Source organism: Porphyromonas endodontalis ATCC 35406, from assembly GCF_000174815.1.
Taxonomy (GTDB): domain Bacteria; phylum Bacteroidota; class Bacteroidia; order Bacteroidales; family Porphyromonadaceae; genus Porphyromonas; species Porphyromonas endodontalis.
The window spans coordinates 1-11,366 of the sequence record NZ_ACNN01000034.1; the positions used below are offsets into that span (position 1 = coordinate 1).

Annotated in this window: 8 protein-coding genes and 1 riboswitch; all 8 genes read right to left on the reverse strand. The window is 50.6% G+C overall.

The annotated features are described in order from the left end of the window. Positions 1-234: 234 nt before the first annotated feature. On the reverse strand, positions 235-1,107 hold the full coding sequence (locus POREN0001_RS07890; protein WP_004334957.1) for a hypothetical protein: 873 nt from the start codon (positions 1,105-1,107) through the stop codon (positions 235-237). Between the two features lie 341 nt (positions 1,108-1,448). Then, entirely contained in the window at positions 1,449-3,965 is a 2,517-nt protein-coding gene (locus POREN0001_RS07895; RefSeq protein WP_004334961.1) for a TonB-dependent receptor, read from the reverse strand. A 359-nt stretch (positions 3,966-4,324) separates the two neighbouring features. Further along, entirely contained in the window at positions 4,325-5,053 is a 729-nt protein-coding gene (locus tag POREN0001_RS07905) for a HesA/MoeB/ThiF family protein (RefSeq protein ID WP_224208838.1), read from the reverse strand. Next, positions 5,026-6,132: a 2-iminoacetate synthase ThiH gene (thiH, locus tag POREN0001_RS07910; protein WP_004334955.1), complete on the reverse strand. Its 1,107-nt coding sequence runs from the start codon at positions 6,130-6,132 to the stop codon at positions 5,026-5,028. The genes POREN0001_RS07905 and thiH overlap by 28 nt, the downstream gene beginning before the upstream one ends. Before the next feature lie 26 nt (positions 6,133-6,158). After that, the gene (locus tag POREN0001_RS07915) at positions 6,159-6,929 is read right to left on the reverse strand and encodes a thiazole synthase (RefSeq protein ID WP_004334959.1); all 771 of its coding nucleotides are present in this window, start codon (positions 6,927-6,929) and stop codon (positions 6,159-6,161) included. Positions 6,930-6,945: 16 nt separating this feature from the next. Beyond that, positions 6,946-8,922 carry a thiamine phosphate synthase gene (gene thiE, locus POREN0001_RS09150; RefSeq protein ID WP_004334962.1) on the reverse strand — a complete coding sequence of 659 codons (1,977 nt, stop codon included), beginning with the start codon at positions 8,920-8,922 and terminating at the stop codon, positions 6,946-6,948. Positions 8,923-8,935: 13 nt separating this feature from the next. Then, positions 8,936-10,714 carry a phosphomethylpyrimidine synthase ThiC gene (thiC, locus tag POREN0001_RS07925; protein ID WP_004334946.1) on the reverse strand — a complete coding sequence of 593 codons (1,779 nt, stop codon included), beginning with the start codon at positions 10,712-10,714 and terminating at the stop codon, positions 8,936-8,938. Positions 10,715-10,824: 110 nt separating this feature from the next. Beyond that, entirely contained in the window at positions 10,825-11,025 is a 201-nt protein-coding gene (thiS, locus tag POREN0001_RS07930; RefSeq protein WP_004334953.1) for a sulfur carrier protein ThiS, read from the reverse strand. 103 nt (positions 11,026-11,128) lie between these two features. Beyond that, positions 11,129-11,260: riboswitch (TPP riboswitch) on the reverse strand. Positions 11,261-11,366: the final 106 nt, after the last annotated feature.

The window sequence follows — 11,366 nt, forward strand, 5'->3', positions numbered from 1 at the left end:
ACTGTTTTTCCGACGTATGCAGACGGACGATTAAGGGGGGCGATGTGTATAGCGCAGTGCGTGGTGCGGGCTCTTGCTCCGTGAGGGCGGTTGCATCTTCGTGAGGGGTGGATGATATCTATTCGGCAGCCTTGGAATAGATGGGATGCAACACCGCCGACCTATAGGGGATATATTCCTACGGATCGGCGGCACTCTGTACCCTGGGCACAGGGCACTAGGAGGATTCTGTTTCTATTCTTTTATCCTTTTTTCGCCATCTACGATGTAGATACCGGCAGGTAGGTCCTTCCATTCGCTCGAGAGACGGATGCCCTCAAGGTTGTAGATGCCGCGCTTCTTCTGCGGTACGTTGGCTTTCACCTCTCCGATGCTAGATGCTCCTTTACTGATGGTAACCCAGTCGGTTATGACCATATTGTCGGCACCGAAGAGGGTGTAGTAGCTAGAGCCTTTGATTTGGAATTCTTTCCAGTAAGCTCCCATAGGGGTGGTAATGGCGCAGCCGGTGAACTCGGGCTCCTTGTCCCACATATAGTCAATGCTGCCTACATACTTGTTTTCGCTGCTACCACCGCCCTTTACGCGCACGTTGCAGTGGTCAAACTTCCAGTAACCGGAGGAGAGTCCGGATTCCCCTCCACTAGCTTCGAGGGTGCAACCGGATACGGTGATCGTATTCCTGTTGAGAATGCCTAGACGGTTCTCTTTTTTACTGGCTGTTGTGGAACCATTTACTATGAGTTCTCCGCTACCTGTGAGAGTGCAAATGCCTCCATTGATCATCCCCACACTCCCCTCTGCAGAGATGGTGTTTTTGCCAATGAGTTGAATCTTTAGGTTGTCAATACCATGTATAATGCCAACACCATTATCTCCCTCTGCCGTGGTGTGGATAGTCGCATTATCGAGGGTGAGGGTCCTGGTGGTGTTGTCGTACTTCGCAGTACCCGTTACGCCTTCGATTATGGAGAGGTTGTTGCAATTGTTGGAATTAACCTTTGTACCGGCAATCTGGAGGTCGTATTCGGTCTGTGCCAGTGCTGTACCTACTCCCAGCGTAGCCACTAGGGCAAGGAGGATTGTGCGTAATGTTTGTTTGTTCATGACTCGTTTGTTCTTAGTTACAATAATAGGATGAATGGTTTTATTTGCTTCTTTTCCCCTCAAAGCATAGGGTGAAGAAAGAAAATACCTTTGCTTATTCCTCCGAGGAGGGGAGGGCAGTGCTGAGGCTTTCTGTATAGAACTTTCCCAATATTTTTATCCTATTCGGATTTGAGGGGTAATCATTATTTTGTAATTCACCCACAAATGTAAATCTTTTTCCCAAGAGGTGAAAGTTGCACCATCAAGCATTCTACATAATGTAAAACCATGAAGATTTTACTGAGGAGAGAAAAACTTGTTTCCCCGATTGAGGAATCATCGTCCTTAACGTTACCATCTTACCTAACGCCGGTCTGTGTATCAAGGTCGCTTGTTGAGAGGCTTTGATCTCGGGTTACTTTACGACTCTTTCCCGAATTAAAGTTGTACGAAAGCTTAAGCCCGATGGAGCGAGACTGGATGTGATTAACCTGACGATGCTCAAAGCCGTCTCCCCACATCTTCGTCTCAAAGCGATGGTATTGTGAGAAGGGATGTTTTACCGTAAATGTTACATCTAACTTATTATCCCAAAAACTCTTCTTCACGTAGAAGCTGTACCAATGGCTGTAGGAATAGGTCGTACGTAGTTGTGGTGGATTGCCATTGTAATACCACGATGCCCCCAAGAACCATGCTTTGGAAAGTGAGATGTCTGCACTGACCATGAGTTTATTTTCCCAGCTCCGTTGCTGTATCCCCTGAGGGGCATAATCAAACAGATGATACCCAAAATCTCCGTAAAACAAGAGGGAGAGGGGTGTGATAGGACGCCAATTCATCCAAACACTAACACTAGGCTTCCGGTGTATCCCCGCATTGGCATAGGTACTGCACAGGATGTCGGGATTTGCTTTATCCCGGTAGCTTATGGGCATAATTGCATTGTTCGTCTGGTTGTATCCTGCGCTCAGACTAAGGTAATAGTTATTGGAAAATAGAGTGTACGACAGATTCAAATTATGCTGACGCTCCGACTCCAAATCGGGATTGCCAAAAGAGAGATCGTAAGGACCGGATTGACTTTTATATGGATTCAGACTCCAAATAGAGGGGCGGATGGGATTTATCTTATAGAAAAATGACAACTGTTGTCGATCTGTCAGATTGTAGGAGAGATTGAGTGTTGGTATCAGATGCAAGGCTTGCGTCTGAAAGTTTCGCTTCTCGTCCTGAGAAAAGGAGATCTTGTCGTACATAAATTCTCCTCGCAAGCCCAAGCTCATCCCGAAGAGACCCTTATTCCATGAATAGTTGGCGTAAACTGATGCTACACTCTGCAACTGGTTCATATCTCCCAACTGATAAAGAGGATTATCTATAGGTTGCCAATCTTTCTTTCCGTAGTCCCATGTATAGTACTCGGGATGGGAGCTACCTAAACGGATTATCTCTTTCGCCCCGATTTGCATGGCATGAGCACCTCCCCAACGGAACTGGTAATCACTTTGTAAGGCATGCTCATTCAAGCCACCTCGGGAGAGTTCTTTGCGACGAGTTTCGTCGAAAGGAGACTTCTCCCAAGAGGTAAATCCATCATGATACTGCCGCTCAGTTATATCGTTATATCGCTGATCGGGATTGTATGCGTAGCGATAACCAATGGAAAAACGAGGCGTTTTATCATCAGCGTAGAGTTTGCGATAAATGAGATTCCCTTCAACAGAGCCTTCTAGTATGCTCGCCCTTCTGTCTAAGGTTGCATAACGGGTCGGTGCTCCAAGGGGAGAAAAGGTCTGCTGAGACACATCTTGGCTATTGATTGATGAGACAATAAAATGCCCATCGGCGTAGAGCATGTTGAGACTATCGAGGGTATATTCTCCCATGATGCGCCCTGTATGGTATTGGAAAATCCCTTTATCATCGCTCCCTTTTTGTGAGGATTTCAGTTCGCTGAGGGTCTGTGTATCTTTAAATGTGCGTCTATAAATTTCTACAGGTTGATTGGTATGTCGGGTATAATTGTAGTCGTAAGCAAGAGCGACACTCAGTTTCCCCTTAGTAAGTGTGAGAGAGGTAGCTCCCTCTATCGTGGGTATTGTAGAACCTCCTAGCGAGAGGGAGCCACTATAGCCATCAAGGCTTTTGTGGTTGGTAATGATGTTGAGGATTGCATCTCCTGCTGATGAATCGTAACGGGCATCTACTTGGGTAATTACCTCTACTCGTTTAATCGTATTGGCAGGGATACCTCGCAGCACCTCCGTGGGGCTCATTGAGGCAACACGAGAGGGCGTACCATTAATATAGACAGAAAAGTTAGACGAGCCTTTGATGCGAATGTTGCCTTCTCCGTCCACACTTACCAATGGAACGTTGCGGAGGGCAAATAGGAGGTTGTCGGTCTGTGCTAAGGCATCGTTTTTCATATCATAGGTCAAGCCTACGGGCGAGAGTTGAATTAACTTCCGGCGAGCCACTACTGTAACCTCTCCGAGGAGTGCCTCATCGGGGGCTAGTCGGATGGTATCGAGTTGGCTTTGGGGACTCTCAATTGCTCGTTCACATGATTGGGTTTTGTAACCCAAAGAGTGAATTGTGAATCGGACAAGACCCTCCGAGGGTACCTGTAATATAAACGTCCCATCATCTAGTGTAATAGCTCCTCCGGAGTGCTGGGTGTTATCTTTAGGCTGATACTCCACAGTTGCGTAGGGTATAGGACTATTGGTGAGGCTATCTACAACTACCCCTGTTACCCTACATGACTTACTTTGTGCCCATGATCCCCAGGGGACTAAACTGAGACATAAAATACATATCCAGGAAAAACGAACCCTGTTTAGAACGTTAATTGTAGATCTTTCGCACATACTCTAGTCAAATGTCTTTCTTTTACTACGCAGTACATCCCGTACTGCTTTCTTTTGCAATAGTATAAAATAATATTTGATTGAGCAAATATTGTCATATTATTTCGCTCGCTTCTGAGAGAGTAAATGCCTTTTATTTGTCCCAAATTCAGGGTGGAAATGAAAAAAGTATTGCCCTACACTCGCGAGAATGTAGGGCAGAAAATTTTTGTTTCACAGCCTATTAGCCACTCCGATTCCGGGCAGAATCTTTTTCGTTTTTACCTGTCGGGCGTAGCGCTTTTAGGGGGGAGGGGAAAAAGGGGAAGGGTATTAGAGAGAAAGAGGGGAGAGGAGGCGGTAGAGCCATTCCATCTCGTTTATTGTATCTCAAAGAGTTGAGTCTCTAGGTGGAGGGCATCAATGCGGAGTAGTTTACCGGCGAGAGAAGTCCCCATCCCGAGGAGGGTCTTTATGGCCTCTAGAGCCATGGTGGAGCCGATAATGCCCGGCATGGCTCCGAGTACGGGTATAACCTCGGTATCGGCTTCGGCATCAACGGTGCTGAATATATCGCGGTAGGCTCCGGCTCCCTGGTAGTGGAAAAGCGAGCATTGCCCTACAAAATGCGAGACCGCCCCGTAGAGATAGGGGATACCCAGTTGCTGGGCTGTGCGATCCATAAGCTCACGGGTATGGTTATTGTCGCATCCATCAATGATAATATGGTACCCTTCTGCAATGGATTGTGCATTCTCTTCGGTAAAATAGTAGGGATAGATTTCAACCGAGCAGTCGCTATTGAGGGCTAAGAGGCGGTTACGGGCGCATTCGGCTTTGGGTAGGTTAAGGTCGGCCTCTGAGTACAAAATCTGCCTCTGTAGGTTGCTTAGGGTTACTACGTCGCCCTCCACAATGCCAATATGCCCCACGCCTGCGGCTGCCAAATAGTAGAGAATGGGTGCCCCCAACCCTCCGGCTCCTACGACCAATGCACGCCGAGAGGCGAGCCGAGCCTGCCCCTCGAGACCGATCTCGGGGAGCAAACTCTGCCGTGAATAGCGCACTTTTGGGTCGAGTACTACATCCATTCGTCCCAGTCTTTCCATACGGGTTCGTATCCTTGAGCGCGAATGGCTGCTGCCATTTCGTCTACACTTCTGCCATCGTTAATCGCGAATTGCTCCAGCTCGGTGTGTGGAGTGGCATACCCCCCCGGCTCTGTACTGGAGGCGGCACTCATGGTGGTAGCCCCTATGTGCATAGCCATATCGCGGAAGGCAGAGCTCTCTCTAGTGGATAGAGATATGTCCACTTCGGGGTCGAATAGGCGGTACGCACAAATTAATTGAGCCATTTGGCGGTCGTTGATAGGGTCTGTAGGCATAAAGGAGCCTACGTGGGGGCGTAATCGGGGAAGCGAGATGGAGTAGCGAGTACGCCAGTGGGTTCGCTCCAGATACTGCAGGTGAAGAGCCGTAAAGAAGGAGTCGGTACGCCAATTTTGCAAGCCTAGTAAGGCCCCAATACCAATCTTATGCACGCCGGCTTCTCCGCAGCGATCCGGGGTCTCTAGGCGATAGCGGAAGTTGGCTTTGAGCCCCTTGGGATGGAATTGTGGGTAGGCGGCCTCGTTGTACGTCTCTTGATAGACGCAGACATAGCTCATTCCCGCAGCTACCAGGCGAGCATACTCCTCTGTGTGGAGGGGCTGTACCTCAAGAGATACCTGTGCAAAATGGGGGCGAACCGCCTTGATTACCTCTTCGTAGTAGTCCACCCCGGTGAGCTTTGGTGCCTCTCCCGAGACGAGAAGAAGGTGCCTAAATCCCCAATCTTTTAGCACAGCGATCTCTTTCATAATATCGTCGATGCTCAGCTTTACTCTATTGATTTGGTTATGGCAATTGAAGCCGCAATAGATACAATAGTTGGCACAATAATTGGAGACATATAGGGGCACGTACATCTGAATGGTACGCCCAAAACGGCGCAGGGTAAGCTCCTCGGCCTTGATGGCCATCTGCCGGAGATAGGGCTCGGCAGCCGGGGAAATGAGCGCTTTGAAGTCCTCTAGATTGCAACGATCTTTGCCTAGTGCCCTCAGTACGTCGGTCTCTGTTTTGGCAAAAATGGAAGCCTCTTCTTCGTCCCAATTATGTTTGATTAATTCGTCGTAGTAGGTCATTTTCTTCCTTTCAAAGATAGGGTCTTTTATAGGTTGAAGTAGCTATCGACGGGCGAAGTGGCCGAAGCACTATGAGCCACTGCCGGTAGCCCTGCTTCGTAAGCTCGCCTACCGGCTACCACGGCTTCGCGGAAGGCTTGTGCCATGGCAACGGGGGCTCCTGCTGCGGCGATAGCGGTATTGACAAGTACGGCATCGGCTCCCATCTCCATGGCTTCTGCGGCGTGCGAAGGCGCTCCGATACCGGCATCCACTACCACCGGCACTCTACTTTGCTCTATGATAATGCGTAGGAAGTCTCTCGTAAGAAGCCCTTTGTTCGTACCGATAGGAGCCCCGAGAGGCATTACGGCGGCAGCCCCTGCGTCCTCCAGACGTTTGCACAAAATGGGGTCGGCTTGTATGTAGGGCATCACAAAGAATCCCTCTTTGGCGAGTACCTCTGTGGCTTTGAGCGTCTCAAAAGGATCGGGGAGAAGATATTTTGGGTCGGGGTGGATCTCGACTTTTATGATGCGAGCCCCGAGAGCTTCGTAGGCTAAGCGTGCTGCAAATATAGCCTCATCGGCATTGTGCGTGCCCGAGGTATTGGGCATGAGATGCACTCCGGGGCGGCGAATTGCCTCTATCAGATCGTCGTGGTCGCTGTTGGTTTCCACACGCTTGAGGGCTACTGTTACAAGTTCGCTCCCCGAGGCTTCGATGGCGCGTTGCATGAGTTCGTTGGAGGCAAACTTGCCCGTTCCGAGAAATAAGCGAGACTGAAAGGTTTGCCCTGCAATGGTTAATTGTTCCATAGGTAAAGTACGAGATTTAGAAATATTGATCGCTGAGTTGTACAAGTCGGGAACTCTCGGCTTGAGGATCTGTAGCGTGGTTGATAATGCCGGAGAGGGCAATGCCTTGTACCCCTACACCTGCTAAGGTGGAGAAGTCGCCAGCAGTAATTCCTCCAATGGCAATGAGGGGAATAGGTTGAGGTAGGGTGTGATTAAAACGGACGAGGGCGGCCATGCCTTCTTCGCCGAGCAGCGGACTGAGGAGCTTCTTCGTTTGAGTGGTACGGAAGGGGCCTATCCCCACATAGTCCACCCCTTGCAGAGAGCGTAGGGCTAGGTCTTCGATCCGATTGCAGGTGGCTCCTACTATCTTGTCCGTTCCCAGGATGCGGCGGACGTCGGCAGGGGGGAGGTCGTCGAGCCCCACGTGTACGCCATCGGCATCCGAGCGAAGAGCCGCCTCCACATCATCGTCTATAATCAGGATCGCTGAGGGATAAGACTGCATCTCTTGGCGGATGGCTCGAGCGGCTATAACTCGTTCTTCAGTCGATGCCGTCTTCATACGAAGTTGTATCCAGCGTACGCCCCCTTGCAACGCGGCTCTGCATTGGTTGAGTATCTCCTCCAAATCGGGGCTATCGGTAATGAATTGCAACTTTCCTCTTCGCAGCTTCTCGGCCTTGAGTCTCTCTCCGGAGGGAGGGAGAATTGCGAGACGCGTCTTGCCGGAGCGGCGCAAAGCATCTATGTACCATTGCCCTTTGCGGCAAGCTTCGGAGAGTGTTTCCCCTTGAGCCAGTGCCGTAGCAATAGCCGCAGATAGGGCGCAACCGGTGCCGTGCTTATCGTAGGGAGTGCGTGGTACTCGGCTCGATTGGGCTTCGCGGTGGGGTTGATAGAGTACATCGCAAGAGCTATCTCTGTTGGAGGAATGCCCTCCCTTGAGTAGGATAGCTACATGGAACGTATCTGCCACTTGCTGCAACTTGTGCTCCCAATCGGTACCGAAGAGCAGTTCTGCCTCGGGTAGGTTGGGGGTAATTAAGGAGCAGTAGGAGAAAATTTTGTGGAGAAGGTCGGGCGTCCAATCCGCGTGCAAGGGATCTCTCCCATAGCTGGGTTGCAAGATGGGGTCCCATACAATCTGCCGAACTCCTGCCTCTTGTAACATATCGGCTATGGTGTACACATCTTGGAGAGAGGCAACAAGACCAATCTTGGCCGCATGGGGTTTGTGATGCTTGAGTAGCTGGCGGAGTGCAGGGATAAAGTCCACACTTTGGCACGCTACAAACTCAAATTCATCTTGAATGGTAAGGGCAGTGGTAATCGATAGAGGGTAAGCCCCAAGGCGTTCTATGGTGCGAACATCGGCCGTAAGCCCTGCCCCCGAAGAGGGGTCGTGCCCTGCGATCGTTAGTACTTCGGGGCGAGCGAAACGAGAAAAAGCCTCTTCCATGGCATCCTCTTGCTCAGCCAAGTAGCCCAGTGTAGCCCCTCCTGCAAATCCATAGGAGCACACGAGAGGGTAGTTGTCCGGAGTGATTCCGCCCAAGGCAAGCACCGGGAAGGGGAGCTTAGGGAGCCTAGATCGGCATTCGTCCAAATCTATATTTGCGTGGTATCCGCCCTTGGAGATACTATCGAAGACGGGGCTAAGCAAAGCCAAGTCGGGGCAGAAGGGGAGAGACTCTAGTTCGTCCAAACTATGCGCCGACGCTGTAATGCGTTGGGTTTGAGCCACCTCTTGCCAATGCTTCCACTCCTTTTGTCGGGAGGCCTTGAGATGAATCCCCCCAAGACCTGCCACGGGTACCAAGTGAAAGTAGTCCGCCAAGATGACCTTACTGCGGTGGCGAGGCTCAATGGCTCGGATACAATCTTCGTACTGCTCTTGGGTCGCATCGGGCAAGCGCAAGAGCAGCATAGACAAGCCCGCCCCTAGTAGTGCATTGTAGTGTTGCACTACCTTGGGAGTGGCATTGGGTGGGGTTATAGCCAGTAGCATAGGCTGTGAAGGGTTATTCTTCTTCCCCTTTTATACGATCGTGGAGGTTTTTCGAGGCACGCATAGAGCAGAAGTGCTCACCACACATGGAGCAGAAATGCGCCGTCTTATGCCCTTCGGCAGGGAGCGTCTCGTCGTGGAATTTGAGAGCCGTCTCGCTGTCGAGTGCAAGATGGAATTGGTCGCGCCAGCGGAATTCGTAGCGTGCCTTGCTCATGGCATAGTCGCGGAAATAGGCTGCCGGATGTCCCTTGGCAAGGTCCGCTGCATGGGCTGCAAGTTTATAGGTGATAACGCCTTCTTTTACGTCGTCTCTATTGGGTAACCCGAGGTGCTCTTTGCGTGTTACGTAGCAGAGCATGGAGGTGCCAAACCAGCCGATCATGGCTGCCCCTATGGCAGATGTGATGTGGTCGTACCCCGGAGCAATGTCTGTAACCAAGGGACCGAGTGTATAGAAAGGAGCTTCGTTGCATAGGTCGAGCTGGAGATCCATATTCTCACGGATCTTTTGCATGGGTACGTGTCCGGGGCCCTCGATAATCACCTGTACGTCGTGTTTGTCTGCGATGCGAGCCAATTCGCCTAGGGTGCGAAGTTCTGCAAATTGTGCCTCATCGTTAGAGTCTGCAATGCAGCCGGGGCGTAATCCGTCACCTATGGATACTGCCACATCATAGCGAGCGAGTATCTCACAAATATCCTCAAAATGCTCGTAGAGGAAGCTCTCTCTCTTGTGCGTTGTACACCAACTTGCCATAATAGCACCGCCGCGCGATACAATACCCGTGAGGCGATTCATGGTGAGAGGAATATGCTGCCAGCGAAGTCCTGCATGGATGGTAAAGTAGTCCACTCCCTGCTCGGCTTGCTCTATGAGTGTGTCTCGGTAGATCTCCCAAGAGAGCTTGGAGGCATCGCCTTTTACCTTCTCAAGAGCTTGGTATAGGGGAACGGTGCCCACGGGTACGGGTGAGTTGCGTACAATCCATTCGCGCGTTTCGTGGATGTTGCGCCCTGTGGAGAGATCCATAATGGTATCAGCTCCCCAGCGTGTTGCCCAAACGGCTTTTTCCACCTCCTCTTGTATCGAACTCGATATAGGCGAATTTCCCAGATTGGCATTGATCTTAACGAGGAAGTTTCTCCCTATAATCATGGGCTCACTCTCGGGGTGATTGATATTCGCAGGGAGTATGGCGCGCCCGGCAGCGATCTCATCTCGTACAAACTCCGGCGTAATAAGTTCGGGAAGATGAGCGTCAAAAGACTCTCCTTTCTCCTTCTTATAGTACTCCTTAATCTCGTCGCAAAGTTGATTTTCGCGGATGGCAACGTACTCCATCTCGGGCGTAATGATGCCTCTACGAGCGTAGGCGAGCTGGGTTACTCGCTTGCCCGGAGCCGCTACGAGGGGGTGATCTTCGATGTGCTCGAAGCGGAGGTGGTCGAGGCTTTTATCGGCACGGCGCTCACGACCATACTCCGACGAAAGAGCCTCCAATCGGTAGGTATCCTGACGCTCCTCGATCCATTTGGCACGCAACTTGGGTAAGCCCTTGTGGGGGTCGGCTGTGTAGTTGGGATCGGAGTAGGGCCCCGAGGTGTCGTATACCACTACAGATTCGTTTTGTATGGTGTTGCCCTTCTCGTCTATCGTGGGCGAGAGGTCTATGCGGCGCATGGCTACACGGATATCTTTGAACTGCTTGCCGGGTACGTAGATCTTGGTACTGCCGGGCAGTGCCCCAGTGGAGATGGGGAGGTTTTCGGTTTGGTCTTTTGCTCTCATTTTTATCTCTTTATGAGGTTTGATTGTTTCTGTTATTTATATGATTGGAGGAGATAAATAGGGACGGAGCCGGGTGTAGAATAGTACTCTTCGGCTCCTCTTCCGGCTTGTCATCCCCCCTTTACTGCTCCTATGATAAGGACCTTATTACCTTCGTGTAGGGGTGTATCCGGCCAAGCTACTCGTTTGATTATTGTCTGATCTATGGCCACGGCAACATGCCCCTCGGCATGCCCAAGTTGGGTCATAAGGTCGAGGAGGGTAGTGTCCTCTGGGGTATTGTGTGGATGTCCGTTGAGTATGATTTGCATAACTCTCTCCTTTCTTTATTACTTCTTTGCGTGATAGAAAACCCTAGAATGGGGGAGGAGGGATATGCCGAGCGAGGGGCTTGATGTGTGTGTAGCACCCTCAGTGTGATGAAAGCTTCTTTGCCTACGCCGGCATTATCCGGATCAGGTTCAGGGTATCATCTCAGCCTTGCTCTCGTTTCTCTACCCCTATAAAGGGAGAGAGTAACTATCCAAAGCACCCCCAGAAGAGTTGTCTATATAATAAGGATACATTGCGCTCTCTGTATCCACATACACGCCCACAAAGATACGTATAAATATGGTATGGCAAGCGTGGTTTGTCGTCAATTTTAGCTCCT

What these genes read in the sequence shown, in the direction of transcription:
- POREN0001_RS07890 (WP_004334957.1), bottom strand. Translation starts at nt 1,107, where the DNA reads ATGAACAAACAAACATTACGCACAATCCTCCTTGCCCTAGTGGCTACG.
- POREN0001_RS07895 (WP_004334961.1), bottom strand. Translation starts at nt 3,965, where the DNA reads ATGTGCGAAAGATCTACAATTAACGTTCTAAACAGGGTTCGTTTTTCC.
- POREN0001_RS07905 (WP_224208838.1), bottom strand. Translation starts at nt 5,053, where the DNA reads ATGGAAAGACTGGGACGAATGGATGTAGTACTCGACCCAAAAGTGCGC.
- thiH (WP_004334955.1), bottom strand. Translation starts at nt 6,132, where the DNA reads ATGACCTACTACGACGAATTAATCAAACATAATTGGGACGAAGAAGAG.
- POREN0001_RS07915 (WP_004334959.1), bottom strand. Translation starts at nt 6,929, where the DNA reads ATGGAACAATTAACCATTGCAGGGCAAACCTTTCAGTCTCGCTTATTT.
- thiE (WP_004334962.1), bottom strand. Translation starts at nt 8,922, where the DNA reads ATGCTACTGGCTATAACCCCACCCAATGCCACTCCCAAGGTAGTGCAA.
- thiC (WP_004334946.1), bottom strand. Translation starts at nt 10,714, where the DNA reads ATGAGAGCAAAAGACCAAACCGAAAACCTCCCCATCTCCACTGGGGCA.
- thiS (WP_004334953.1), bottom strand. Translation starts at nt 11,025, where the DNA reads ATGCAAATCATACTCAACGGACATCCACACAATACCCCAGAGGACACT.